The organism is Kitasatospora aureofaciens (genome assembly GCF_019192735.1).
Taxonomy (GTDB): Bacteria; Actinomycetota; Actinomycetes; order Streptomycetales; family Streptomycetaceae; genus Kitasatospora; species Kitasatospora aureofaciens_A.
The window spans coordinates 12,243-37,176 of the sequence record NZ_JAHTKP010000068.1 but is presented as its reverse complement, the minus strand read 5'-3'; the positions used below and the strand labels follow the sequence as shown (position 1 = coordinate 37,176).

23 protein-coding genes and 1 pseudogene are annotated in these 24,934 nt (G+C 71.8%); 11 read left to right on the top strand and 13 right to left on the bottom strand.

Going from position 1 to position 24,934, the window contains the following annotated elements; all coding sequences use genetic code 11:
* Window positions 1-437: transposase (locus KV557_RS35695; protein ID WP_218205750.1), on the bottom strand; the 437-nt coding region annotated here is incomplete at its 3' end.
* Window positions 438-576: 139 nt separating this feature from the next.
* Window positions 577-990 carry a hypothetical protein gene (locus tag KV557_RS35690; RefSeq protein WP_218205749.1) on the bottom strand — a complete coding sequence of 138 codons (414 nt, stop codon included), beginning with the start codon at window positions 988-990 and terminating at the stop codon, window positions 577-579.
* 108 nt (window positions 991-1,098) lie between these two features.
* Here KV557_RS35690 and KV557_RS35685 point away from each other — a divergent pair, with 108 nt between their 5' ends.
* Together KV557_RS35685 and KV557_RS35680 are read left to right on the top strand one after the other, a co-directional pair.
* Window positions 1,099-1,926, top strand: coding sequence for a helix-turn-helix domain-containing protein (locus KV557_RS35685; RefSeq protein ID WP_218205755.1), 828 nt, complete (start codon window positions 1,099-1,101; stop codon window positions 1,924-1,926).
* Window positions 1,923-2,129, top strand: a complete 207-nt coding sequence (locus tag KV557_RS35680) for a DUF397 domain-containing protein (protein WP_218205748.1) — start codon at window positions 1,923-1,925, stop codon at window positions 2,127-2,129. Before KV557_RS35685 ends, KV557_RS35680 begins: the two co-directional genes overlap by 4 nt.
* Before the next feature lie 76 nt (window positions 2,130-2,205).
* On the opposite strand, the gene KV557_RS35675 is transcribed toward KV557_RS35680, so the two are convergent.
* Complete coding sequence (locus KV557_RS35675) at window positions 2,206-3,480, bottom strand: aminotransferase class I/II-fold pyridoxal phosphate-dependent enzyme (protein ID WP_218205747.1); 1,275 nt, start codon at window positions 3,478-3,480, stop codon at window positions 2,206-2,208.
* Window positions 3,481-3,727: 247 nt separating this feature from the next.
* Here KV557_RS35675 and KV557_RS35670 point away from each other — a divergent pair, with 247 nt between their 5' ends.
* Window positions 3,728-3,892: a hypothetical protein gene (locus KV557_RS35670; protein ID WP_218205746.1), complete on the top strand. Its 165-nt coding sequence runs from the start codon at window positions 3,728-3,730 to the stop codon at window positions 3,890-3,892.
* A gap of 62 nt (window positions 3,893-3,954) precedes the next feature.
* Entirely contained in the window at window positions 3,955-5,139 is a 1,185-nt protein-coding gene (locus KV557_RS35665) for an SPFH domain-containing protein (protein ID WP_218205745.1), read from the top strand.
* A 446-nt stretch (window positions 5,140-5,585) separates the two neighbouring features.
* Here the strand turns inward: KV557_RS35665 and KV557_RS35660 are convergent, their stop codons facing one another.
* Genes KV557_RS35660 through KV557_RS35645 form a run of 4 tightly spaced genes read right to left on the bottom strand, consistent with a single transcriptional unit; the run spans window position 5,586 to window position 10,424 of the window.
* Window positions 5,586-7,061, bottom strand: coding sequence for an ABC transporter ATP-binding protein (locus KV557_RS35660; protein ID WP_308130235.1), 1,476 nt, complete (start codon window positions 7,059-7,061; stop codon window positions 5,586-5,588).
* Window positions 7,058-7,876 (bottom strand): ABC transporter permease, encoded by an 819-nt coding sequence (locus KV557_RS35655; protein ID WP_218205744.1) that lies wholly within the window; start codon window positions 7,874-7,876, stop codon window positions 7,058-7,060. The genes KV557_RS35660 and KV557_RS35655 overlap by 4 nt, the downstream gene beginning before the upstream one ends.
* Window positions 7,873-8,880 (bottom strand): ABC transporter permease, encoded by a 1,008-nt coding sequence (locus KV557_RS35650; RefSeq protein WP_218205743.1) that lies wholly within the window; start codon window positions 8,878-8,880, stop codon window positions 7,873-7,875. The genes KV557_RS35655 and KV557_RS35650 overlap by 4 nt, the downstream gene beginning before the upstream one ends.
* Window positions 8,865-10,424, bottom strand: coding sequence for an ABC transporter substrate-binding protein (locus KV557_RS35645; protein WP_218205742.1), 1,560 nt, complete (start codon window positions 10,422-10,424; stop codon window positions 8,865-8,867). Before KV557_RS35645 ends, KV557_RS35650 begins: the two co-directional genes overlap by 16 nt.
* Window positions 10,425-10,671: 247 nt before the next feature.
* Between KV557_RS35645 and KV557_RS35640 the strand changes: the two genes are divergently transcribed.
* From KV557_RS35640 to KV557_RS35615, 6 genes are all read left to right on the top strand, one after another.
* A complete protein-coding gene (locus tag KV557_RS35640; protein WP_218205741.1) occupies window positions 10,672-11,661 on the top strand; it encodes a TauD/TfdA family dioxygenase in 990 nt (329 codons plus the stop codon).
* Window positions 11,662-11,699: 38 nt separating this feature from the next.
* Window positions 11,700-12,689 carry an ornithine cyclodeaminase family protein gene (locus tag KV557_RS35635; RefSeq protein WP_308130234.1) on the top strand — a complete coding sequence of 330 codons (990 nt, stop codon included), beginning with the start codon at window positions 11,700-11,702 and terminating at the stop codon, window positions 12,687-12,689.
* The gene (locus tag KV557_RS35630) at window positions 12,680-14,011 is read left to right on the top strand and encodes a Y4yA family PLP-dependent enzyme (RefSeq protein ID WP_218205740.1); all 1,332 of its coding nucleotides are present in this window, start codon (window positions 12,680-12,682) and stop codon (window positions 14,009-14,011) included. The genes KV557_RS35635 and KV557_RS35630 overlap by 10 nt, the downstream gene beginning before the upstream one ends.
* Before the next feature lie 29 nt (window positions 14,012-14,040).
* Complete coding sequence (locus tag KV557_RS35625; protein ID WP_218205739.1) at window positions 14,041-15,069, top strand: cysteine synthase family protein; 1,029 nt, start codon at window positions 14,041-14,043, stop codon at window positions 15,067-15,069.
* Between the two features lie 65 nt (window positions 15,070-15,134).
* Window positions 15,135-16,544 (top strand): MATE family efflux transporter, encoded by a 1,410-nt coding sequence (locus KV557_RS35620; RefSeq protein ID WP_218205752.1) that lies wholly within the window; start codon window positions 15,135-15,137, stop codon window positions 16,542-16,544.
* 378 nt (window positions 16,545-16,922) lie between these two features.
* The gene (locus KV557_RS35615) at window positions 16,923-17,828 is read left to right on the top strand and encodes a U32 family peptidase (protein WP_256178439.1); all 906 of its coding nucleotides are present in this window, start codon (window positions 16,923-16,925) and stop codon (window positions 17,826-17,828) included.
* A gap of 257 nt (window positions 17,829-18,085) precedes the next feature.
* Here the strand turns inward: KV557_RS35615 and KV557_RS35610 are convergent, their stop codons facing one another.
* From KV557_RS35610 to KV557_RS43490, 6 genes are all read right to left on the bottom strand, one after another.
* Entirely contained in the window at window positions 18,086-18,910 is an 825-nt protein-coding gene (locus KV557_RS35610; RefSeq protein WP_218205738.1) for a glutamate racemase, read from the bottom strand.
* A 238-nt stretch (window positions 18,911-19,148) separates the two neighbouring features.
* A complete protein-coding gene (locus tag KV557_RS35605; RefSeq protein ID WP_218205737.1) occupies window positions 19,149-19,754 on the bottom strand; it encodes an NAD(P)-dependent oxidoreductase in 606 nt (201 codons plus the stop codon).
* A 124-nt stretch (window positions 19,755-19,878) separates the two neighbouring features.
* Entirely contained in the window at window positions 19,879-20,904 is a 1,026-nt protein-coding gene (locus KV557_RS35600; RefSeq protein WP_218205736.1) for a 6-phosphofructokinase, read from the bottom strand.
* Between the two features lie 359 nt (window positions 20,905-21,263).
* Complete coding sequence (locus KV557_RS35595) at window positions 21,264-21,992, bottom strand: type 1 glutamine amidotransferase (RefSeq protein WP_218205735.1); 729 nt, start codon at window positions 21,990-21,992, stop codon at window positions 21,264-21,266.
* A 55-nt stretch (window positions 21,993-22,047) separates the two neighbouring features.
* Window positions 22,048-23,310 (bottom strand): MurT ligase domain-containing protein, encoded by a 1,263-nt coding sequence (locus KV557_RS35590; RefSeq protein ID WP_218205734.1) that lies wholly within the window; start codon window positions 23,308-23,310, stop codon window positions 22,048-22,050.
* A 261-nt stretch (window positions 23,311-23,571) separates the two neighbouring features.
* A complete protein-coding gene (locus tag KV557_RS43490; RefSeq protein WP_374106714.1) occupies window positions 23,572-24,291 on the bottom strand; it encodes a GNAT family N-acetyltransferase in 720 nt (239 codons plus the stop codon).
* 265 nt (window positions 24,292-24,556) lie between these two features.
* On the opposite strand from KV557_RS43490, the pseudogene KV557_RS45045 reads away from it, so the two are divergent.
* Window positions 24,557-24,904: pseudogene (locus KV557_RS45045) on the top strand (AMP-binding protein); the annotation flags it as partial.
* Between the last annotated feature and the right edge of the window lie 30 nt (window positions 24,905-24,934).

Sequence of the window (24,934 nt, the reverse complement as noted above, 5' to 3'; positions counted from 1 at the left end):
TCCACGGCCAGTCCCCGCTTGCGCCCCGACACCTTCTTGTTCGCGTCCAGCCCCGTCGTGGTCTTCGGGACACCGGCGGCCGCGCGGACGGACTGGGTGTCGATGATCACGAGGGACGGGTCCTCTAATCGGCGGGCTCTCTCCCGTACCTGGCAGCGCAGGAGTTCCTGGATCCGCTGGTCGAGCCCGTCCTGGCGCCACAGGCCGAAGTAGTAGAACACCGCCGACCAGGACGGCAGGTCATGGGGCAGGTAGCGCCACTGACAGCCCGTCCGATTCTGGTAGAAGATCGCATTCACGATCTCCCGCAGATCACAGGACCCCGGATCCCCGGTAGCCGATCGCGCCACCCGGTCCTGCTTCCAGGCCGTGATCATCGGCTCGATCAACGCCCACTGCTCATCCGATAAGTCGCTCGGATACGCCCGTCTTTCCATGCGCCGCAGAACATCACCCGAACCCCGACTGGCACGCCAGTACGGCTGGCGTTCACACGAACGAGCGATCACGAACCGGGAGAAAAGGGACTTAACGTCCACTGAGGGGCGTCGGCGGGAACGATCCCGTATCGGTGGCTCATCGGCGGGCCGCCTGGATGAACCCGCCGGCCCTCTCGACCTGCCCGGCGAACTCGTCGAACTCGCCGTCGATGGGGGAGACGGCTGCTCTGGACGGGATCAGGATCGCGCCGGCGCCCCTGTCCTTGATCGTCTGCAACGCGGCCAGGAGCAGGGGGCGTTGCTCCGGGGGCTTCTCCACCTCGTCGTCCACGACGGTCAGGGCCACTTCCCACCCGAAGGTGAGCGCGTAGTCCTCGCAGCTCCGCATCTCCAACTCGGGGAAGCCGGGACCGACCTTGGCCAGGTAGATCACCACCTGGAAGCGCTTGATGCCCTTGGGGACTCCCTCAACTCCGCTGCGCGAGGCGGCTATGTCGGCCTCGCAGAGCCGGGAGGCGTTCAGGGCCGACGGGGTCCGTTGCAGCTTCAACGTCCGCTCCTCTCCGTAGTGCTTTGACTACCCTCGGCGCCAACTGTCCGCTAGGCTTTGGAGTTCTTCAACCTGTCGAATGTGCTCGAAGAGTGGGGATCAAGGTCCTTGAACAAGGTTGAGCTGGACCCCGATGCCGGTCCCGCAGCGAAGTTCGGTGCGTTTCTCCGCAGTTCACGAGAGGCGCGGGGGTGGACTCAGGAGGATCTGGCACGTGCCACTGGCTACTCCGCGACGCATGTGTCAGCTGTGGAAACTGGTCGACGTCCCCCAACCACCCGCTTTGCCCGTGTACTTGACAAGGCGTTTGAAGTGGACGGTGTCTTCATCCGGAAGACTCGCGATCTCAAGTCCTCGGTGCTCCTCGAAGGGTTCCCGGAGTACGTCGCTCACGAGTCCCGGGCCGTCGAGCTGAGGCTGTTCGATCTCGGAATCGTTCCGGGTCTCCTCCAGACCATGGACTACGCACAGGCCATCGCAGCGGGGGCGGTGCGCCGAGGCAGTATCGCGCCGGCTCAGGCTGATGAGCGGGTGGCTTACCTTGCACGCCGGCAGGCAAACCTGCGCCGGGAGCCCCCGCCGTCGGTCCACGCCGTCCTGGACGAGAGCTGCATCCGTCGGCCGGTCGGTGGACCGGCGGTCATGGCAGCTCAGCTGGATCAGCTTGTGGAGTTCGCCAGGATGCCCAACACGGTGCTCCAGGTGGCTCCGTACGCCATAGGTGAAGAGCGGTCGTTTGATCTTCCGGTGAACATCCTCACCCTTCCTGACCGGTCCCTGATGTCCTACGCGGAATCGGCACAGCAGGGGCACCTGGAACGGGACAGCGGCGCAGTGCTGCCGATGCTCACGGCCTACTATCAGCTACAGGCCCTCGTGCTCTCGCAAGCTGAGTCCGTGGCCCTGATCAGCCGGCTAAGAGAGGAACTACCGTGACCGCCAGCGAACCCGTGTGGTTCACGTCTTCATACAGCAGCAATGGCGGCAACTGCATTGAGGTAGCGGGAAACCTGGTCGCCTCCGACGCTGTTCCCGTCCGAGACTCGAAGGATCCCGAGGGCCCCTCCCTGGTCTTCCCGGTAGGTGCATGGTCGGCCTTCGTCTCCGCCGTCCGTGACGGGGAGTTCGGCGCAGTCTGACCGAGCGAATGAACCGCCCCGGCCATCTGGCCGGGGCGGTTTGCTTTGTCGGCAGGAGCGGCGGTGTCCGCCGTGGCTACCGCGCCAGGAGCCGCTCGTAGCCGACCAGCCGGACGCAGATGGCGAGCCCGGCGACCGCCTGTTCGAGCTCCTCGGTGGAGGGGTAGCTGGGCGCGATCCGGATCGTCGCGTCCCGCGGGTCGTCCCCGTAGGGGTGGGTGGCCCCGGCGGGAGTCAGCGCGATGCCGGCCTGCTTCGCGAGCCGGACGACCTCGGCCGCGCCGCCGTCCAGGACGTCGAGACAGACGAAGTACCCGCCCTTGGGCTCGGTCCAGCGGGCCAGTCCGGTGCCCCCGAGCTCCTTGTCGAGGATGCGGTGGACCGCCTCGAACTTCGGCTGGAGCAGGGCGCGGTGGCGCCGCATGTGCGCGCGGACGCCCTCCGCGTCCCGCAGGAACAGGACGTGGCGGAGCTGGTTGATCTTGTCCGGGCCGATCGACCGCTTGCCGCTGTTGGCGAGCAGCCAGTCCACGTTGGCCCGGGAGGAGCCGAAGAAGGCGACACCGGCACCGGCGAAGGTGATCTTCGAGGTGGAACCGAAGACGAAGGGACGGTCCGGGTGACCGTGCGTCGCGCAGGCGGCCAGCACGTCGGGGGTCTCCACGGCCTCGTCGGTCAGGTGATGGACCGCGTACGCGTTGTCCCAGAAGATCCGGAAGTCCGGTGCCGCGGTCGCCATGGCGGCCAGCCGCTCCACGACCCGGTCGCTGTAGCACGTCCCGTCCGGGTTGCTGTACGTGGGAACGCACCAGATGCCCTTGATCGCGGCGTCCCCGGCGACCAGGCGCTCGACGACGTCCATGTCGGGGCCCTCGTCCGTCATCGGGACGGGGATCATCTCGATGCCGAACCGTTCGCACAGGGCGAAGTGCCGGTCGTATCCCGGGACCGGGGACAGGAAGGCGATGCGCTCCTCGTCGGCCCAGCGGGCGGCGGCCCCGGGGAGCACGCCGAGGAGCGCGTGCACCAGGCAGTCGTGCATCAGCTCCAGGCTGGAGTTCCCCGCGGCCAGCAGCTGCCCGACCGGGACGCGGAGCAGCTCGGCGAAGATCTCGCGGAGTTCGGGGAGGCCCTGGAGGCCGCCGTAGTTGCGGCAGTCGGTGCCGTCGGCCGCGGTGTGGCGGGCGCCGGGCAGGTCCAACAGGTCCTGGGAGAGGTCGAGTTGCGCGGGCGACGGCTTGCCCCGGGTGAGATCGAGGGAGAGCCCGAGGCCCGTCAGCGCCTCGTAGTCCCGCAAGGCGCGGTCGCGCTGCGACAGCAGGTCACCGGTGGTGGAACCAGGAGTAGTCATGCTCGTCCCTTCATACCGCATGCCACATGGCCGTGGAAGACAGACGATACAAGCGGGGCGGCGCCCCCGGACGACCTCTCCTGGCGGACCCGCGGCGCCGGAGTACCGTGGAAATGGTGGTGGCCTGTGACCGTTCACGGTTCCCGTGCGGCGGACCTGATGACCGGAGGCGCCGGTGGCCCGAGAGCGCATGCCCGCACACGATGACTCCTCGCAGAGCCCGGTCGGAGCCGTCGGAAAGGTGACGGTGCCCATTCCACTGGGCGGTCCGGGTGAGGTCCTGGTCGCCCTTCGGGGCGGCTCTGAGGTGTTCGCGGCCTGGTGCTCGGTACCGGTCGGCCGGGACGTCCGGGTGGTCGTGGTGGACGCGATCTCGGCCCGTTCGGTGATCGTCGAGCTGCTGCCGTCCTGACCGCGACCGCCTTCGGCCGTCCTCACCGCGATGTCGAATCCCAGCAGGTCAGGTGGTCGGTCATGTTCTTCTGGCACGTTCCCGCGCCCAACGAGGCGATGCTCATCTCCGGTTCCCACCAGGAGCAGGACACCCAGTTCCGCATCGTGACCGGCCACGGCAGCCTCGTCCTGCCGGTCAAGCAGAAGGTCCGCATGCTCTCCCTGGCCCTTCGCGAGGCGGAGATCGCCGAGGACTGCGTGACCCAGCAGGGGATCCGGCTCACCGTGCGCGCGGTCTGCGTGTTCAAGGTCGGCGACGACGCCGTGTCGATCGCCAACGCCGCCCGCCGCTTCCTGTCGGAACAGGACCAGATGGAGGAGCTCGTCGGCCGGATCTTCGCCGGCCACCTGCGGTCGATCATCGGCGGGCTCACCGTCGAGCAGATCATCCGGGAGCGCAGCAGGGTCGCCCAGGAGGTGATGGCTGGCAGCCACGGCGAGATGGAGAAGCTCGGCATCGTGGTTGACGCGCTGCAGATCCAGGAGATCGAGGACTCGACCGGCTACATCAACAACCTGGCCGCGCCGCACGCGGCGGCGGTCGCCAGCCAGGCCCGGATCGCCCAGGCCAAGGCGGACCAGGAGGCCACCGAGCGGGAGCAGCAGGCGGCCGCACTGAAGGCCGAGTACGAGCGTGACACCGCGATCAAGAAGGCCGGCTTCCTCGCCGAGACGGAGCAGTCCAGGGCCCGCGCCGCCCAGGCCGGTCCGCTCGCCGAGGCCAAGGCCTCCCAGGACGTGATCGAGGAGCAGACCGCGCTCGCCGAGCGCCGGGCCGCGCTGGCCGCGCAACAGCTGGAAGCGGAGGTACGGCGCCCGGCGGACGCGGAGGCGTACCGGCAGCGGACGCTGGCCGAAGCCGGCCGTGACCGGATGAAGTTCGAGGCGGACGGCAACGCCTACAGCGAGCGGACGCTCGCCCAGGCGCAGGCGGACGCCAACACCGCCCGGGCCGATTCCCTGCGCGGCGGCAACCAGGAGCTCATCGCGGCCAACCGGATCGTGGAGAACCTCCCGGCGCTCGCGGATGCGGCGGCCCGGGGCATGTCGGGAGCCGACCTGACCGTCCTCAACGGCAGCGACGGCGTCAACCAGATGGCGGCGGGCATCGTCAGCCAGGGCCTCGCGATCCTGCACTCCCTCCAGCGCTCGACGGGCCCGGTCACCGACGCCAAGGTCACGCCCCATCACCCGGAACGGACTTGACTGCCGGCCCCGTCGTGTCAACGCGATGGTGGCGTGCACTCGGCCGAGTGAATGACGTGCCGGGGAGGCGCCTTCTGCCGTAGAGCGGGGCATGGGTGGGGGACGTGAGGTTTCCCGTGAGAAAGGGCTGGGCCGTGGGCCGTGCACTGATCGTCGTCGTCGCTCACGCCCTCGCCGAACTGGGCCGAGCCGGTGTCGAGTTGACCGGCGAACCGGTCGTCCTCGTCTGACGGCCCGCCCGCCGCGCCAGGCCCCGTGTTCCATCGCCCGAGTGGGCGGTGGAACACGGGGCCTGTTGTGCTCAAGCCTGCGTCACCGCGATCAGAAGAGGGACGCGCGGGTGGTGGTCTTGGCCTCGGCCGGGAAGAATTCCTTGGGGCGGCTGGGTTGGGTGGCTGGGGCAGGCCCAGAAGGTGAGGTTCCCCCCTGTGGCGCCCGGCCATATCTCAGCACGTCAGGCGGGCAGCCCGGCCGGGGGCCGTGGCGGTGGTGCCGAGTTCGAGGACGGTGTCCGCGTGCGCGGTGGCCAAGGGGAGGTCATGGCTGATGAAAGCGAGGGCGAGGTGGTGGCGTTCGCGCAGGTCGTGGAGGAGTTGCATGATCGCGACGGCGGTGTCGGGGTCGAGGGCGGACGTGACTTCGTCGCACAGCAGCACGCGGGGTTCGGCGGCGAGGGCGCGGGCTATGGAGACGCGCTGGCGCTGGCCGCCGGAGAGCTGGTGGGGGTAGCGGGTGGCGAAGTCGGGGGGCAGGTTGACCGATTCCAGGAGCTGGGTGACGCGGCCGGCGCACTGGGCGGCGGGCAGGCCGAGGTGCAGGCGCAGGGGGCGGGCGAGCGTGGAGCCGACGGTGTGGGCGGGGTTGAGGGCGCCGAGCGGGTTCTGGGGGACGAGCTGGATCTGGCGGCGCTGGTCGCGGGTGCGGGCGTGGTTGGCGCCGGGCAGCCGCGTTCCGTCCAGGCTGAGGGTGCCGCTGTCGGCGGGGTGCAGGCCGGCCAGGACGCGGGTCAGGGTGGTCTTTCCGCAGCCGGAGGGGCCGGTGATGGCGGTGCAGGTGCCGGGGGCCAGGTCGAGGTCGATGTCCTGCAGGAGGGTGCGTGCCTCGGCCCCGGTGCCGACGCGTGCCGAGATTCCGCGCGCGCTCAGTCCGGTGGTTGTCGCGGCGGTGGTCGTCGGGGCGGTGGTCGTCGGGGCGGTGGCCGGAGCACGCCGGGGGACGGTACGCGCGGGGGGTACAGCGACGGCCGAGGGGTGGTCGAGGGTGAGGACGTCGTCGGCGCACCGCCGGACGAACTCCGGGTCGTGGCTGGCGAGGGCGATCGCCAGGCCGTGCTGGTCGGCGAGTTGGCGCAGCAGGTCGGCGATGTCGTCGCGCAGGTCGGTGTCGAGTCCGGCGGTGGGTTCGTCGAGGAGGAGCACGGCGGGCCGGCGTGCGAGGGCGCGTGCGAGGGCGACGCGGCGCTGCTGGCCGCCCGAGAGGCCGGCGGGGCGGCGGTGTTCGAGCCCGGTACCGGTGGGCAGGCGGACCTGGGTGAGGAGCTGTTCCAGGGTGTCGCGGTGGCGGTCGGGTGCGGTCTCCAGAATGAGGCGGTCGACGCGCATGCGGGGGTTGAGGGCGGATCCGGGGTCCTGGCCGAGGTAGGCGAGGTGGTGGCGGCGCAGCTCGCGCAGGCGGGCGGGCGGCAGGGCGAGGAGGTCGTGGCCCTGCACGGTGATGCTGCCGGAGGTGACGCGGGCGTCCGGAGGGAGGTCGCCGACGAGGGCGCGCAGCAGGGTGGTCTTGCCGGTGCCGGAGGGCCCGGTGACGGCGTGGATGCGGCCGGGGGTGAGGGTGAGGCCGGCCCGGGTGAGCAGGGGGGTGCCGTCGGCGAGGGCGATGGAGAGGTCGGTTGCTTCGGCGATGGGGGTCACAGCAGGAGTCACAGCCTGGTCTCCGTGGTGGGCCGGTCGGGGGTGATGGCTTCGGCCGCGAGGTTGACGCTGACGGCGAGCAGCCCGATGGCGAGGCAGGGCGCCGCGACGGCCCAGGGGTTGAGCATGATTCCGGCGGCGTTCTCGCGGATCATCAACGCCCAGTCGGCTTCGGGTGGTTGGGGGCCGAGCTGGAGGAAGGCGGCGACGGAGACGACGTAGACGCCTTCGACGAAGCGCAGGCCGAACAGGGCGAGGAGGGTGGCGCGCAGGTTGGGCAGTACCTCGCGGGCCATCAGGTACCAGAGGCGTTCGCCGCCGGCGGTGGCGGCCTCGATGTAGCCGGTGGCGGCGATGGGTGCGGCGGCCGCGGCGACGACCCGTACGGCGTAGGGGATGCCGAGGACGGTGGCCGCGGCGGCGACGGGCAGGCGCCCGCCGGCGGGCCAGGCGAGGGCGATGAGCATGATGCCGAGGACGGCGGGCAGCAGGATGGCGACGTCGGCCGTCTGTTCGACCCAGCGGCCGAGGCGGGGGCGCAGGGCGCAGAGGATGCCGAGCAGAGTCGCGATGCCGGTGACCAGGACGGCGACGGCGAGCGCGGTGGCGATCAGCGGGGCGCCGCCGTGCAGCAGACGGCTGAGGACATCGCGCCCGAGCTGGTCGCCGCCCAACGCGGCATCGCCGGACGGGACTTCGTACGGTGCGGTGACCGGCGCGTCGATGGGGTGCGGGGCGAACAGCGGCCCGGTGAGCGCGACCAGGACGAGCAGGAGCGCCGGAACGACGTACAGGAGAGCGCGGCGCGGGCGGGGCGCGGTGGTCATCGGGCGGCCCCCAGGACGCGGTCGCGGACGAGGTCGGCCAGCAGGAGCAGCGTGCTGATGGCGGCTCCGGTGGCGGCGACGACGCCGGCCACCAGCGGGGTGTCCCGGTCGGCGATGGCGCCGGCGAGGACGGCGCCGATGCCGGGGTAGTTGAACAGCGTCTCGACGACGACGGCGCCGCCGAGCAGCATGCCGGCCGAGGTGGCGGTGGCGACGGCGATGGCGGGCAGGGCGCCCGGCAGCATGTGGTGGGTGAGGATGCGGTGGCGGGGCAGTCCGTCGAGGACGGCGGCCCGTACGTGCGGCAGCGCGGCCTGGTCGGCGAGGGCACCGCGGACGATCCGGGTGTTCCAGCCGATCTGCGGGATGGCGAGGGCGAGGGCGGGCAGCACGATCATGTCCCAGGAGGCGGGTGCGCCGTCGGGGCCGGTGAGGGTGACCGCCGGCAGCCAGCCGGTCCAGAGCGAGAGGACGAGCAACAGGCCGACGGAGAGCACGAATTCGGGCAGTGCGAACGCGGTGGTGGCGAGCACGGCGATGGTCCGGTCGGCCCGGCCGCCGGGGCGCAGGGCGGACCAGCTGCCGAGGGCGAGGGCGCCGAGGATGCTCGCGGCGAGGGCGAGGCCGCCGAGCAGCAGGGTGTTGGGGAAGGGGCCGGAGAGCACGGAGGTGACGGGCTGTCCGTGGGCGGTGGTGCCGAGGTCGCCGGCGGGCAGGCCGGTCATCCAGTCCCAGAAGCGTTCCGGGAGCGGCCGGTCGAGCCCGAGGGCGGCGCGGCGCGCGGCCAGGTCGGCCGCGGACTCGCCGCGTTCGGAGGTGGCGTTGGCCGCGTCCCCGGGCAGCAGGGAGACGGCCGCGAACACGGCGGCGAGCAGGACGAGCAGCAGGAGCAGGCGTTTGGCGGTCAGGCGCGCGGCCCGTCCCAGGGCCCTGACGGCAGGGGGGAGCGCCGGGGGCGCGGTGGCGCCCCCAGCGGTGGCGGTGTCGGTCAACGGGCCAGCCATGTCTTTTCGAGCTGGACTCGCCCGTAGCCGGGGAGCTTGGGCAGGCCGCGCACGGCGGAGGCGGCGAGGTCGATGCCGTCGGCCATGCCCCACAGCAGGTAGCCGGACTTGGCGTACTCGATCTCCTGGAGCCGGTGCAGCAGCTTGCCGCGCTCGGTGGCGTCGGCGGTGCCCATGGCCTTGCGGTAGGCCTCGTCGAAGGTGGGCTCGTTCCAGCCGGCCTCGTTCTGGCCGGCGTCGGAGAGCATGGTCTTCGAGGCGAAGAAGACCACCGAGTCGTTGGTGCCCCAGTAGCTGGTGTAGAGCGAGCCCTTGAGCCAGGTGGCGTCCCAGAACACCTTGGAGTCCTGCTTGACCACGTTGATCTTCACACCGGCCTCGCGGACCTGGGTGGCGAAGAGCGTCGCGGACTCGGCGAGGCCGGCGATGTCCTCGGTGGTGAGCAGGTCGTAGGTCCTGCCGGTGTCGAAGCCGGCCTCGGCGAGCAGCTGCTTGGCCCTTTCGAGGTCACGCCCCCGCTGCGGGATGTCCTTGGCGTAGACGGGGTCGCCGGTGCCGAGGATGTCGTTGGCGACGGTGCCGTAGCCGGAGAGCACCTGCTTGACCATGGCGTCGCGGTCGACGGCCAGGCGCAGGGCCTCGCGGACCCGGGCGTCGGCGAACGGGCCGTCGGCGGTGCGCATGACGATGGGCATCGCCATGTCGTTGGGGCGGCGCAGGATCTGGACGTCCTTGCGGGCCTCGGCGGTGCGGGCGGCGACGGCGCCGACGTTGGAGGCGAGGTCGATCTGCCCGGCGAGCAGGGCGTTGGCCATCGCCTGGGGGCTCTCGAAGATGCGCACCTCGATGGCGTCCAGGGGCGGCCTGCCCCCGTACCAGTCGTCGTTGCGCACGAGGCGGGCGTTGCCGTCGCGGTACCAGTCGAGCTTGAAGGGGCCGGTGCCGGGGGCGCCGGCGAGGGCGTCGTCCTTGGTGTCCTTCTTGAGGACGAAGGTGGTGAGCCGGGTGAGCAGCGGCAGTTCGGCGTTGGGGTAGTCGGAGACCAGGACGACGGTCCTCGCGTCCTCGGCCGAGATGCCCTCGGGCTGGATGCCGGGCAGACGGCTCTTGCCGGAGGGGGTGTTGCGCAGGCGCTTGAGGGACCAGACGACGTCGTCGGCGGTGACCGGGGTGCCGTCATGGAACTTGGCGCCGTCGGCGATCGTGAACCGCCAGGTCCTGAGGTCCTCCGAGGGCTTCCACGAGGCGGCCAGCCGGGGGGCGGTGTTCGTCGTCTCGCCCGGGACGGTCAGCGTGTCGTAGAGCAGGCTGATGATCAGGTAGTCGCTCTCGTTGGCCTGGGTGCCGTGCGGGTCGCGGGTGATCGCGGAGGCCCGGCCGAGCGCGCCGACCTTCAACGTGCCGCCGGTGCGGGGCTGTTCGCCCGCGCTGCCGGAGATCGCGGTGGTCCCGGAGTCGGACTTGCCGCTGCTACAGGCGGCGAGCGCCCCTGCGGCGCCGATTCCGGCGGTGGCCCACAGCAGCTGTCGTCTGGTGACGCTCACGTCGTACGTCCTCGATTCAGGGGCGAAGCAATGCTTAGGTTTGGCTACCCTACAGAAGGTTAGGCTTGCCTTACCAACGGGTCGTTGTTACGTTTCCGTCACCGCCGGCCGCCCCGAGTGCCCCGCACCGGGAGCCGCCGCGTACCCAGTCCGTGCTGTACCCGTGCCGCGCCGCGATGCGCCCTGACGCTCAGCCCGCGCCGCCGCACCACCATGCCGCCCCCCCGCACGCCGGAAGGACACCCCCGTGCCCACCGCTCCCGCCCCGGTCCGGACCCTCGACGCGGACCAGGTCGCCGAACTGACCGACACCGCCGCCAAGCTGCTTGCCTTCCACGGCTCCGCCACCAGCCCCGCGCTGCTCGCCGACCTGCCCGTCATGTGCGCCCAGCTCGGCGAACCGCTGCGCCGTCAGCTGCGCCCGGTCGACACCGCCGACGGCCTGTTCGTCCTGCGCGGCCTGAACGTCGACGACGCCCGACTCGGCCCGACCCCGGGCCACTGGTCGAAGGCTGGCGACGCCGGTGCGCTGTGGGACGTCGTGCTGCTGCTCGTCTCCGCGCTGATGGGCACCCCGATCGCCTGGGACGGCCAGCAGGACGGCCGGTTCGTGCACAACATCGTGCCCTCGCCCGGCCATGAGAGCGAGCAGACCGGCGCCTCCAGCTCCATCCTGCTCACCCCGCACACCGAGGACGCCTTCCACCCCGGCCGCGCGCACCTCCTGCTGCTCTGCTGCATGCGCAACCACGACCGGATCGCCACCACCGCGGCCAGCGTGCGGCTGACCGACCTGTCCGAGGCGGACGTCGACCGGCTCATGCAGCCCGTCGCGCCGATCCTGCCCGACGACGCGTACGAGGAGGCCCAGAAGTTCGGCGGCCGGCCGGCGCCGGTGCCCACGCTCTTCGACTCGCCCGAGGGCCTGACCATGCGCTACGACCCCGCCTACACGCCGCTGGGCGACGCCGACGAGGCGTGGCGCGAGGCGTACGAGCACCTGGGGGAGGAACTGGCCCGCGTCTCCGTGGCGGTGAGCCTGGAACCGGGGGACGTCCTGGTCGTCGACAACGACATCGTCGTCCACGGCCGGGTGCCGTTCCAGGCCCGCTACGACGGCACCGACCGCTGGCTCAAGCGCGCCTCCGTCCGCGTCGAGGACCGCCCCACCCGGCCGGCCGCCGAGCGCGACGAACACGGCTACGGCCAGGCCGCCCTCACCGCCTGGGCCGCCTGATTCCTCCCCCCACTTCACTACTTCGAAAGGCCCACCACGTGGACCGGGACGACACCACCCTGCGCGTACTCTCCACCAGCGACCTCGCCGGCCTGGACATCACCCTCGCCGACGTCGTCGGCACCGTCGAACAGGCCTACCGCACCCTGGCCGCCGGGCAGTCCGACAACCCGCGCAAGCTCACCGTCAAGCCCGCGGACGGCCACTCCGTCTCCTACGCGATGCTCGGCCGCGACGGCGTGCGCAACGTCGTCGCGATCAAGACCTCCTACAAGCACGGCCTGCACGAGAGCCGCGAGAACCAGCACTACTACACGACGCTGACCATCTACGACGACGTCACCGGCCTGCCCGTGGCGATGATGGACTGCTCCCGCATCGGCTCCCTGCGCACCCCGGCCGTCTCCGCCCTCCTCGCCCGCGAGTGCGCCGCTCCGGACGCGCGCACCGCCCTGGTGATCGGCACCGGTACGCAGGGCCGGCTCGCCCTGCCGTTCCTGCTCACCACCCTGCCCGAACTGGACCGGCTGCTGCTGTCCGGCACCCACCCCGAGGGAATCGCCGCAGTGCGTGCCGAACTCGCCCGGCACTTCCCAGACCGCGAGGTCGAACTCGTCGAGGACCTCAAGAAGGCCTCCCGCGACGCCGACGTCATCGTCGCCACCGCCGGCGCCCACACCACCGCCGCCGTCGAGGCCGACTGGCTCAAGCCCGGCGCCGTGTCGATCCTCGTCGGCCACGGCCTCGCCCCCTCCACCCTGCACCGCGCGGACCGCGTGATCGCCACCAGCGCGGCCCAGATGCGCGTCACCGGCACCGATATGGCCGACGCGGACGGCAACCTCCCCGACGTCGACCTGGAACTGCCCGTAATCATCTCCGGCGTCTCCAAGGCCCGCACCGCCCCCGACCAGCGCATCTTCGCCTACAACAGCGGACTGGTCGTCACCGACATCGCCCTCGGCCACCGCTTCGCCCAGCTCGCCGCCGCCCAGAACCTCGGCACCGAGGTGGCCCTGTGGCGCTGACCCTGCCCGCCCACCCCGACCCGCTCGCCGACCGCCTCCACGCGAGCGGCCTGCTGCCCGAACTCGCCCACGGCCTCGGCGGCCCGTTCCACTACCTGCTGCCGGAACGTTTCGACGCCAACCTGGCCGCCTTCCGCACCGCGCTCACCGAGGCGGACGTCGAAGGCCGCGTGTACTACGCCAAGAAGGCCAACAAGGCCGCGGTGTTCATGGACCGCTGCGCCGCGGCCGGGGCAGGAGCCGACGTCGCCTCCCTCGGCGAGCTGCGCGACGCCCTCGGCCACGGCGTGCGCGGCGAGGACCTCGTCGTCACCGGCCCCGCCAAGACCGACCAACTGCTGCGCGTCGCCGCCCGGCAGGGCGCGCTGATCGCCGTCGACGCCCTCGACGAGCTGGACCGCCTGCTCGCCCTCGGGAGCGAGCGCCCCGTCCGGGTGCTGCTGCGCCGCTACCCGCCGACCCAGCCGCGCAGCCGGTTCGGACTCGACGACGGGCAGCTGCACGAGGCGCTGGACCGCTGCGCCGCAGCCGGGGACACCGTCCGGATGGAGGGCTTCAGCTTCCACCTGTCCGGCTACGAGGTCCAGCCGCGCGCCGACCTCGCCGGGGAACTCGTCGAACTCTGTCTCAAGGCCCGGGTGTTGGGCCCGCAGGCGGACCGGGTCAGCATCGGCGGCGGCTTCCCCGTCGACTACGTCCGCGCCGATGACTGGCACGCCTTCCTCGCCGAGCAGGGGCCGGGGCACTACCACGCCCAAAAGGCCTTCGCCGCAAGCGACTTCTACCCGTACCATTTCCCGGTCGCCGGCGCGGACGCGTTGCGCGCGATCCTCGCCGCCAGCCCCGGCGGCACCGGCGCGAGCCTCGCCGAACGCCTGCGGCAGGCCGGGGTGATGCTGCTCCTCGAACCCGGGCGCGCCCTGCTCGACCGCGCCGGATCTTCCGTCTTCCGCATCCAGGGCGTCAAGGACCGTCCCGGGTACGGCATCGTCACCGTCGACGGGACCAGCCTCAGCCTGTCCGAGCAGTGGTTCGCCAGCGAGTACCTGCCCGAACCGGTCCTGCTGACCGAGCCCGGCCGTGACGCCTCAGGGCCGTACCCGGCCTGCGTCGGCGGCGCCAGCTGCCTGGACTCCGACCTCCTGACCTGGCGCAAGATCGCCTTCCCCACCCGCCCCCGCCCGGGCGACCTGCTCGTCTACCCCAACACCGCCGGCTACCAGATGGATTCCAACGAGTCCCAGTTCCACGAACTGCCGCTGCCGTCCAAGGTCGTCATCGACCACGACGGCGACCGCCCCCGCTGGCGCCTCGACCGCTGACCGCCCACCCCCCCACGGAGCCTCACGCCATGACCGACGCCCTCCACCGCCCCCCGGTGGTCAGCCGGATATCCGACCTCATCGGCTACACCCCGCTGTTCGAACTCGCCCGCGCCGACAACGGCGCCCGGCTGCTCCTCAAGCTGGAGATGTACAACCCCACCGGCAGCGCCAAGATCCGGATGGCCCGCCAGATGGTCCTCGACGCCGAGGAACGCGGCGACCTGCACGAGGGCGGGCACATCATCGAGTCCACCTCCGGCAACACCGGCCTCGGCCTCGCCGTCGTCGCCGCCGAACGCGGCTACCGCTTCACCGCCGTCGTCGACCACCACGCCGCCGCCGACAAACTGCGCGGCATGAAGGCGATGGGCACCGAACTCGTCTACGTCGACGAGGACGGCGGCGAGGAGCTCCACACCGCCGCGCGCGAGGAACTCGCCGAGGACATGGCCCGCGGCAAGGACAACACCTTCTTCACCGAACAGCACAACAACCCCAGCAACGCCGTCGGTTACCACGCCGTCGGCCGCGAGATCGCCCAGGCCCTCGACAACCGGGTGGACGTGCTGATCGGCGCCGTCGGCACCGGCGGCGGCCTGTGCGGCACCGGCCAGGAGCTGAAGAAAGCCGTCCCCGACCTGACCGTCGTCGGCGTCGAACCCAAGGGCTCCATCGCCTTCGGCCCACCCGCCCACGACTACTACCAGTCCGGCACCGGTACCCCCGAAGGCGCCACCATCGGTCTCCTCGTCGACTACGACCTCATCGACGAGGGCGTGAAGGTCGGCGACATCGAGGCCTTCGCCACCGCCCGTGTCGTCGCCCGCCGCACCGGCCTGCTCATCGGCGGCTCCGCCGGCGGCGTCGTCCACGAGGCCCTGACCCGCCTCAACCGGCTCCCGCCCGACGCCGTTATGGTCGCGTTCATCAACGACGGAGGCGAGAAGTACATGGACACCGTCTTCAACGACGACTGGATGAACGCCCGTTCGCTGATCGACGCCGCCGTCGAGGCCGAGATCGACGAGACCCTCACCAAGCTCCGCAGGCCCTGACATCCGGACCCTGACATCCAGGCCCTGACATCCGGACCCTGACATCCAGAGACGTGAAACCCACCATGCAGCAACTGACCACCCTGGCCCGCGACAGCCGCGCCCTCGCCGCGCTCGCCGTCCCGCTCGCCCTCACCCAACTCGCCCAGGTCGCCCTCACCACCACCGACACCATCATGATGGGCGTCCTCGGCACAGAGTCCCTCGCGGCCGGCGGCCTCGCCCTGGTCATCTTCAACCAGCTGCGGACCATGGGCGTCGGCCTCGTCACCTCCGTCGGCAACCAGGTCGCGGCCGCCGCCGCCCGGGCCGAGGCGGCCAACTCCGGCGCGGAGCAGGCCGACGACGAGGTCCGCGGCCTCGTCCGCGCCGCCCTGGCCGTCGCCACCCTCGCCGGAATCGCCGGCGCCGTCCTGATGATCCTCATCGGCCAGGCCGCCACCCTCCTCGGCCAGGCCGCTGCCGTCGCCCACCGCACCCAGGGCATGCTCGCGGCCCTCGCCCCCGGCCTGCTGCCCTGCCTCTGGTTCCAGGCGATCCGCCAGTTCACCGTCGGCATGCGCCGCCCGCAGGCCCTCCTGCAGATCACCCTGGTGTCCGTCGCCGTCAACGCCGCCCTCAACTGGGCCTTCATCCACGGCAGCTGGGGCTTCCCGGAACTCGGCCTCACCGGCATCGGCGTCGCCACCAGCTGCGTCCACCTGCTCTCCTTCCTCGCCCTCTACGGCTCCGCCCGCCGGGACCCCCAACTCGCCCCGCTGCTCAGCCTGAACGCCTGGAAGGCCGACGCGCCGACCGTCCGGCGCCTGCTCGGCCTCGGCACACCGATCGCCGCCACCTACGGCTCCGAGGCCGGGTTCTTCTCCGTCACCGCCCTCCTCGCCGGCAGTTTCGGCGCGGCGGCGCTGGCCGCACACACCGCCGTCAACCAGCTGATCTACATCGTCTTCCAGGTCGCCGTCGGCCTCTCGCACGCGGCCTCCATCAACGTCAGCCGCGAACTCGCCCTCGGCGAGTACGCCGCCGCACGCCGCATCCGCAGCACCGCCCTCGCCTGCGGCGCAGCCGTGATGGCCGTCGTCGGCACGCTGTACCTGGCCCTCCCGCACCTGGTGCTGAGCCCCTACTTCGACCCGTCCTCCCCGGACGATCAGCAGGGCCTCAGCATCGCCACCGGCCTGCTGGCCGTCGTCGCCGTCCTGCAGTTCTTCGACTGCGCGCAGAACATCGGCGTCGGCCTGCTCCGCGGCCTCGACGACACCAAGAGCGGCTTCCGCATCACCCTCATCGGCTACTGGCTCGTCGGCCTCCCCGCTGCCTGGGTCTTCGCCTACCCACTCGGCGGCGAAACCCGCGGCCTCTGGCTCGGCCTCCTCACCGGCCTCGCCACCACCGCAGTCCTCCTCCTGCGCCGCTACAACCAGAGCCTCGCCACCCGCGCCGACACACCGGCCCCCGGGGTGTGCCCCGTGTGAACGGCGGATCGGCAGCAGCGACTTACCGCACACCCGCTCGCTCGCCCGACGTCCGTTTACGGTCTGGCCGAGCTCAGGCGGCAGGGGTGCCCGTTCGGGTGATCTCCGGAGTCCTCGGTGCTCGCACGGGCGTTGTATCGGGCGCGGCAGGGACCCGCCCTGCCGTTCGGAGCCATGAGGACAGCAATGATGCGACGCAGCATTACCGCACTCGCTGTCGCCGGACTGTCGCTGGGCCGCCCGCCGCCGTTGTGGCGGCGGGCGGGTGAGCGAGGGGAGGCTACGGGGCTTCCTGCGGGGCGTCGATCCAGTCGGGAGCGAGCCGTTCGGACGGCGAGACGTCGCCGACCGGGTGTGAGGGGCGAATCAGTGGTGGAGATGTTCTTCGGGCAGACGCGGGAGTGGTTGCGCGAGTTGGGCGTTCCGGGCTGTGATCCGGACACCAACACCATGGTCTCCGGCCGGACCTTTTCCGACGGCTGCCACTGGAGGTTCGAGGCGCCCACGGTCAACACCGTGCAGGCGGTGGAGACGCTGCTGTCCGAGAGCGTCCGGCGCGGGTTCACGATCAACCGGGTGACGGAGACCTTCGGCCTGAGCCGGCACACCCTGAGCGAGATCCGCGACTACGTCGCGCTCGGACGGGAGTACGGTGCCCAGATCCTCATGTCGGTGGGGCCGCGGGCGATCTACGACATCGGCGCCACGGTGCAGACCCAGGAAGGGGTGCGGATCGGCTACCGGCTGCGCGGGCAGGAGCAGTTGGTCCGCGCGATCGAGGACGTCCGCCGGGCGGTCGAGGTCGGGGTGCAGGGGTTCGTCCTGCACGACGAGGGCCTGCTGTCGGTGCTCGGCCGGCTGCGCGCGGCCGGGAAGATCCCCTCGGACACCCACCTGAAGATCTCCGCACACTGCGGCCTGGGCAACGGGGCCGCCGCCCAGGTGCTCGAGCGACTCGGCGCCGACAGCCTCAACCCGGTACGCGACCTGACGCTGCCGATGATCGCGGCGCTGCGGGAGTCGGTCCTGATCCCGTTGGACGTTCACGTGGACAACACCAAGACGTCCGGCGGGTTCGTCCGCACCTACGAGGCCCCGGAGTTCGTGCGGGTGGCCTCGCCGGTGTACCTCAAGACGGGCAGCAGCGCGCTGGCCGGCCACAGCACCAGGGCGACGGCGGAGCAGACCGAGGGCATGCTGCGGCAGATGGAGATCACCGCCGAGTTCATGGCGCGCCACTACCCGCAGGCGCGCCAGAGCCCGTCGGCCAAGGCGGGCAGCTGACGGGCGCGACCGACGCATCCCGACCGCCCAGCGGATCAGCTGATCGCCGACGCCACCCGCATCCGAGCGGCCATCGGCTGCGGGTGGGCCGCTGACGGCACGACAGCACCACGAACTCGACCCTGCGGTCGCGAGAAGCGGACCGCAGGGCCGGCATCGACGCCGGGCGGGCTACCAGGTCTGCTTCTGGGTGACCGCGATGACGTAGAGCTCGCGCAGATAGGCGTGTTGTGGACAGGGCAGGGACGGGGGTTCGCTCAGACAACCGGAGCAGTCACCGAGGCTCGGGCGGTGGCGGAGATGAGAGCTTCGCGAGGTACTCGCGCTGCGGCGGCCAGGGCACGGCCCACCGGATAGGCGTGCGCGCCTGCCGGGAGGCGGCCGGGGCGACCGCTGAGTACCACGTCGATGGAGCCCAGGACGCTGCGCGTTTCCCTCGTGCGGTTCAATCGTCGCAGTGCTTGGCGGGCGACTGCTTCCGCGCTGTCGTACAGGATGGTTCCGGTGGGCAGGCTCTGCAGAATCTCCGGAGCCACCAAGGGGTAGTGCGTACATCCCAGCACCACGGCGTCGCAATTCCGGGGGGTTCGCTCGGCTGCATCGGCGATCGCCTCCGCTGCGGCGGCCACGTCACCGTGGTCGATCGCTTCGGCCAGGCCGGGACACGCGACCCGTGCGACTGGCATGCCGTTCGCGAAGTCCGCGATCAGACGATCCTGGTAGTCACTTGCGGTGGTCCGAACGGTCGCCCATACGGCGAGGTTTTGACTGGTTGCCGCGGCTGGCTTCACGGCGGGGACGGTTCCGATCACGGGTATGCGAGGCTCGAACCTCTCGCGCAGGGCGTCGATCGCGGTGACAGTGGCGGTATTGCAGGGCACCACGATGGCCTCCGCGCCGCGCTCCGTGGCCAAATCTGCGGCGGTGAGCAGACGGTCCGTGACGAAGGAGGCGGATTTCGGTCCCCAGGGGGCGCCCTCGGGATCCAGAAGCAGGAGCAGATCGAGTTCCGGGGCAAGGTGCCGAAGCCAGCCGGCTGTAGGGAGAAGGCCAAGTCCTGAATCGATCAATGCCACCGTCATGGGGGTCAACGTACCAGTCGGATCTCGCCGCAGGCCGTACTGAGCACATGCGCGGCCCCCTTCACAAGGCCAGGCAGGACCGTCGGGTCGCAGGATCAACTGCCCTCTTGTATTGAGCTCGTGCGGATGCGCGCGGGGTTTGGGGTCGGCGGGTGGGGCGGCTGTGCCAGCGATGGGTAGTCACCGAGTTCGGTGCTCTGCCGCGCGCCGAATGGTCGTGGCAGCCGGGGGTCGTGGGTCAAGTATGCGTCGGCACCAGGGTGTTCTCGTTGCGGCGCCCGGCGGCGAAGTCGTCGATGTTGCGCGCGGTGGCGTCGATGATCTGGCCGACGGCGGTGTGCGTGAAGTAGGCCTGGTGGGAGGTGACGAGTACCTGGGGGAAGGTGACCAGGCGGGCGAGGACGTCGTCGGTGATGCCGTGGATCGAGCGGTCGGTGAAGAAGACGCCGGTCTCCTCCTCGTACACGTCCAGGCCGACGCCGGACAGGCGGCCCGCGCGCAGGGTCTCGACCAGGGCGGCGCTGTCGACGAGGCCGCCGCGGCTGGAGTTCACCAGGATCGCGTCGTCCTTCATCCGCGCCAGTGCGGCCGCGTCGAGGTCGATGTTGTTGAAGCCGGTGGAGCGTTGCGCGATCAGCTTCGTGCCGCCGTCCGCCAGCACGGCGAGCGTCTCGGCGTCGAGGACGGCGTTGACGCTGCTGCTGACGGCCGCGTAGCGGGCGGCGAGCGGGGCGGTGTCGCGGTTGAGGAAGACGTCCAGGCAGCGCAGCCCGTGTCGGCCGGCGAAGGCCCGTTCCAGCAGCGGCCGCTCGTCGGCCTGCACCCCGTACGCGAGGATCTCCACCGACGCTCCTTCCGAAGAATTCCGCAAAGCTCGACCCGGCCACGCTAACCGGGTGGTGGACGGGACGCCCGCCGGACGCACGAGAGCCCCCGGCCGCGGCCGGGGGCTCTCGGAAGCGGGAGGGTCAGAGGACCGTCTCCGCCTCCAGGTAGCGCTCCAGCGGGACGGTCTTCAGCTCGGCGACCGCCTCGGCCAGTGGCACCAGGTTGATGTTGGTGCCCTGCAGCGCCGTGATGTGCCCGAACGCGCCCTTGTGGACGGCCTCGACGGCGTGCCAGCCGAAGCGGGTGGCCAGCACCCGGTCGTACGCGGTGGGGGTGCCGCCGCGCTGGGTGTGGCCGAGGATCACCGGGCGGGCCTCCTTGCCGAGCCGGTGCTCCAGCTCGCGGGAGAGCTGGGTGGCGATGCCGGTGAACCGCTCGTGGCCGTAGATGTCCTTGGTGCCCTCCTCCCAGTGCATGGTGCCGGGCTCGGGCTTGGCGCCCTCGGCGCAGACCACGATGGCGAACTTCTTCTGCCGGTCGAAGCGCTCGCGGACGACGGCGGTCAGCTTCTCGATGTGGAACGGCCGCTCGGGGACGACGATGGCGTGCGCGCCGGCGGCCATGCCCGCGTTGAGCGCGATCCAGCCGGTGTGCCGGCCCATGACCTCGACGACCATGACCCGCTGGTGGGACTCGGCGGTGGTCTTCAGCCGGTCCAGCGCCTCGGTGGCGACGGAGACGGCGGTGTCGAAGCCGAAGGTCACGTCGGTGGCGGCGATGTCGTTGTCGATGGTCTTCGGGACGCCGACGATCGGCAGGCCCGCGTCGCTCATCAGCTTGGCGGCCTTCAGGGTGCCCTCGCCGCCGATCGGGATGACCGCGTCGAGGCCGAGGTCCGCGCAGTACTTCTTGGCGCGCTCGACGCCGTCGCGCAGGTGGCTCGGCTGCACCCGGGACGAGCCGAGGATCGTGCCGCCCTGGGCGAGGATGCCGCTCACCGAGTCCAGGGTGAGGGGGCGGTGGTGGCCCTCCAGGAAGCCGCGCCACCCGTCCTCGAACCCGATGATCTCGTCGCCGTGGTCGACCACCCCCCGGTGGACCACGGAGCGGATCACCGCGTTCAGGCCTGGGCAGTCACCGCCGCTGGTCAGCACTCCGATACGCATTTGCTTTGCAACTCCCGAGCAGAACCGAGGAACGGCCGGACTACAGGCTGGGACGACGAGCCGACACCGCAACGGGGTGCTGCCACGCCGGATGGCGCGGAGACGACCGTGGGGTGAAGGACCGGCCGAATCGGACGGAAACGTCCGAAAACCGCCGTGAAGTCGAGCATACGGCCCCTGGTCCGGCCGGGCAGGAGCCGACGCGGGAGCGGCGCCGTCGGCGCCCCCGCGTGGAAGTGCAGCCTGCTGCCGAGGAGGGTGTGCAGCCGGCAGCCCCATTGTCGTACGTCCCGGGCCGCCCGCGGGCCGGGTGACCGCATTGCGGGCACCCGGCCGGGAGCGGGAAGCGGAGGGGCGTACTACGCGGGGCGCGTCGTGGCGGCGATGCGCTCGGCGCGCAGCGCGTCGTACCAGGTGGTGTCGGCCGGCGGCAGGGCGTTGACGTCCAGCGCCAACTTGATCAGCATGTCCGCGACGGCGGGGTTGCGGGCCAGCACCGGGCCGTGCAGGTAGGTGCCGAAGACCGTGTCCCGCCAGGCGCCCTCGGTGCCGTCGCCGGTGCCGTTGCCCCGGCCGGCGACCACGGTGGCCAGCGGCGAGACGCCCTGGCCGAGGTGGGTGACGCCCTGGTGGTTCTCGAAGCCGGTCAGCTGCGGCAGGCCGAGCCGCGGGTCGACGTCGGCGAGCACGTCGCCGACGCAGCGGTCGCCCTCGCCGCGGGTGGTCCAGACGTCGAGCAGGCCGAGGCCCGGCTCGCGCTCGCCGAGGTCGTTGATGAACTCGCGGCCCATGATCTGGAAGCCCGCGCAGACGCCGAAGATGATCGCGCCGTTCTCGGCGGCCCGGACCAGGCCGCTGTCGTTGCGCAGCCGCTCGGCGGCCAGGCGCTGCGGGCGGTCCTCGCCGCCGCCGATCAGGTAGATGTCCCCGCTGGTGGGGACCGCCTGGTCGGAGCGGACGTCGATCCGGGTCACGTTGAGGTGGCGCTGGCGGGCCCGGCGCTCCACGACCAGGGCGTTGCCGCGGTCGCCGTAGGTGCTGAGCAGGTCCGGGTAGACCCAGACCACGCGCAGGCTGCTCTCACTCATCCTCGAAGGCCTTCCGTCACGATCAGTTGCGTCATGGGGAGCTGCAGGCGCGGCATCAGCCGGCCACGACCTTCCGCAGCTGCTGGAAGGCGGTGTAGTTGGCGATGGCCTCGATCCGGCCGGGCGGGGCCATCCGGACGGCCTGCTCCAGCGTGTCCACCACGTGGAACTGCAGTCCGGCGACCTCCAGGCGGACGGCCAGGTCCAGCTTGCGCTGGCCCATCACGAAGACCGGGTGCCCGGCGAGGCGCTCGTAGTCGACGTCCCACAGCCAGGAGGTGTCGGTGCCGTCGGCGTCGAGCGCGTTGACGGAGAGGATGACCGGGGCCGGCGGGCCGTCGATCAGCGAGAAGGTCTCCAGCCAGCCGGCCGGGTTCTTCGCCAGCAGCAGCCTTATGTCGCGGCCCTGGTACTGGACGACGTCGTAGCGGCCGGCCACGGCGGTCACCGAGCGCATCCGCTCCAGCGCGACCTGCGGGGAGACGCCGAAAACGGCGGCGACGGCGGCCGAGCTGGTGGCGTTGGCCAGGTTGGCCCGGCCGGGCAGCTGGAGCTGGATCGGCCAGGCGCCGCGCTGCGGGTCGATGACGTGGGTGCCCTGGAGCGCCCAGTGCGGGTTGGGGCGCCGGAAGCCGCACTCCTGGCAGAACCAGTCGTCGCCGGGGCGCTGCATCACACCGCCGCAGGCGGGGCAGGACCAGGCGTCCTCCTTCCAGGCCTGTCCGGCGGCCACCCAGACCACCTTCTTGCAGGAGGAGGCGGCCCAGGTCACCAGCGGGTCGTCGGCGTTGGCGATGACGACGGCCTCGGTGTTCTGCAGGCCCTCGCGCCACTTCTCGGCCATCATCCGGGTCTCGGCGGCGCGGTCGAGCTGGTCGCGGGAGAGGTTGAGCAGGGCGATCGCCTTGGGACGGGTGTCGCGCGCGACGCCGGCCAGGTACTTCTCGTCGACCTCGATCACGCCGAACCGGGCGTCCGAGCCGCCGGCCAGGGCGGAGGTGATGCCGGCCGGCATGTTGGCGCCCAGGGCGTTGGAGACCACCGGGCCGGCGGCGCGCAGCGCCTCGGCGATCAGGCGGGTCGTGGTGGTCTTGCCGTTGGTGGCGCTGACCAGCACGACGTCGAGGTGGTCGGCGAGGGTGGCGAGCAGATCGGGGTCGAGCCTGAGGGCGACCTTGCCGCCGATCACCGAGCCGCTTCCGCGCCCGGCCTTGCGCGACACGGCGGCGGCGACCCGGCCGGCCGTGACCGCGATCTTGGCGCGGGCCGGCAGGGAGGCGTCGCGTGCGCCTGTGGGCTCCGATTCGGTGCCTGCCATGCTCAGTGGTTCCTCCTTGCTGCGGCACCGCCCGGGGCCGGATAACGGGCCGTCGGGCGGCGGGGACGGGGCCAGCCTACCGACTCCGTCGCCCGGCTCGACGATCCGGACCCCACGCCGCCTGCTGCGACGCGCCACGAATGCCTGCCGCAGGCCCCCTGACAGGCCGTCATGGAGGGCGGTGTACGGACGGACCGTTCACCGCCGGGGACGCCGTCGGCGGGGTCGGAGGTTCCCGGTGAGAATGTGGTGAAGAAATGATCAGCGGCCCGGGTGGGAGCCTGCTGGGGCGCCCGCGGGCTCGGCGGCGGCGAGGGTGGCGGTGATCACGAGGGTGCCGTCCTCGGGGCGGAACTCCAGCGGCACGCCCAGCCGGCGCATGGCGGCGATCAGCCCCGTGTTGGAGGCGTGCGTCACCGCGTACACCGCCCCGATCCCGGCCGCCCGGGCCATCGCCGCCAGCCGCTGCAGCAGGGCCCGCCCGAGCCCGCGCCGCTGCCAGGCGTCCTCGACCAGCACGGCCAGCTCGGCCTCCCCGTCGTCCCACATCAGGTGCCCGAGGGCGACGATCCGCCCGTCGGGGCCCGTGACGGCGAGGCTGCGGCCGTGGCGGCCGTCCAGCAGATGGTCCAGATAGCGGTCGGTGTCGCGGACCGGCCCGTGGTAGCGCAGCCGCAGCGAGGCGGGCGAGCAGCGCCGGTGCATCGCCCGCGCCTCGGCCTTGTCCGCGAGCCCGGCAGGGCGCACGGTCAGCGCCGTCCCGTCCGGCAGGGCCATCCGGAGCGGGACCTCCGGGGCCGCCTCCGCCGTCGCCTCCGCCCGCGGGCGGGCCGCCGCCGGGTGCACCCGCCCGACGCCGAACGGCCCGGCGGCGACCGCCGCCACCCGCCCCGCCTGCCCGTCGGGTACCGCGCACCTCCGGTCCGACCTGCGGAAAGACCGATTCCAGAGCCGCTCGGGGCGCGTGTGCGATGCCGTCATGGCGGCGACGCTACCGACACTGCGCTTCGGCTCGGTTACGTGATCGTGAACGCACGAATGCCCGGGACGGTTCAGGTGTCCGGCCCTGCCTGCAGTTCGTCCGCCCCCGGGACGGGCCCCGGCGCAGGTCCAGGGGCCCGGCACAGGTCCAGATCGGTGCCCCATGCGGTTGGGACGGCGTGCGGCCGACCGTGCAGGACATGCCCGGCGGTCCTGGTGAGCAGGACGCCGGGGGCTTGTCAGTCCACGTACCGAAGGCGTTCCCATGCGAATCACCCCGTCCGTCCCCGCTGTCGTTTCCACCGTTCTGCCGCGCGCCCGCCGGGCTCCCGTCGGCACCGCGCTGACCGGGTTCCTCGACCGGCAGGTGTGCACCCGGCCGGCGTCCGTGGCCGTGGTCGGCGAGGGGCGGGACCTCACTTTCCTGGAACTGCGCGAGGACGCCCGCCGGCTGGCCGCGCGGCTGCGCGGGCTGGGCGCCGGGGCGGATGCCTGCGTCGGCCTGTTCGTCGAGCCGTCGGTGGAGCTGGCGGCCGGGGCCTGGGGCGTCCTGTACGCCGGGGCCGGCTACCTGCCGCTGTCGCCCGAGTACCCGGAGGACCGGCTGCGCTACATGATCGAGGACAACGGCACCCGGATCGTC

Bases quoted from the DNA above. Each gene is read 5' to 3' on its own strand.
- KV557_RS35675 (WP_218205747.1), bottom strand. From the start codon at position 3,480: ATGACTACTCCTGGTTCCACCACCGGTGACCTGCTGTCGCAGCGCGAC.
- KV557_RS35665 (WP_218205745.1), top strand. From the start codon at position 3,955: ATGTTCTTCTGGCACGTTCCCGCGCCCAACGAGGCGATGCTCATCTCC.
- KV557_RS35655 (WP_218205744.1), bottom strand. From the start codon at position 7,876: ATGACCACCGCGCCCCGCCCGCGCCGCGCTCTCCTGTACGTCGTTCCG.
- KV557_RS35650 (WP_218205743.1), bottom strand. From the start codon at position 8,880: ATGGCTGGCCCGTTGACCGACACCGCCACCGCTGGGGGCGCCACCGCG.
- KV557_RS35625 (WP_218205739.1), top strand. From the start codon at position 14,041: ATGACCGACGCCCTCCACCGCCCCCCGGTGGTCAGCCGGATATCCGAC.
- KV557_RS35620 (WP_218205752.1), top strand. From the start codon at position 15,135: ATGCAGCAACTGACCACCCTGGCCCGCGACAGCCGCGCCCTCGCCGCG.
- KV557_RS35615 (WP_256178439.1), top strand. From the start codon at position 16,923: ATGTTCTTCGGGCAGACGCGGGAGTGGTTGCGCGAGTTGGGCGTTCCG.
- KV557_RS35610 (WP_218205738.1), bottom strand. From the start codon at position 18,910: ATGACGGTGGCATTGATCGATTCAGGACTTGGCCTTCTCCCTACAGCC.
- KV557_RS35600 (WP_218205736.1), bottom strand. From the start codon at position 20,904: ATGCGTATCGGAGTGCTGACCAGCGGCGGTGACTGCCCAGGCCTGAAC.
- KV557_RS35595 (WP_218205735.1), bottom strand. From the start codon at position 21,992: ATGAGTGAGAGCAGCCTGCGCGTGGTCTGGGTCTACCCGGACCTGCTC.
- KV557_RS35590 (WP_218205734.1), bottom strand. From the start codon at position 23,310: ATGGCAGGCACCGAATCGGAGCCCACAGGCGCACGCGACGCCTCCCTG.
- KV557_RS43490 (WP_374106714.1), bottom strand. From the start codon at position 24,291: ATGACGGCATCGCACACGCGCCCCGAGCGGCTCTGGAATCGGTCTTTC.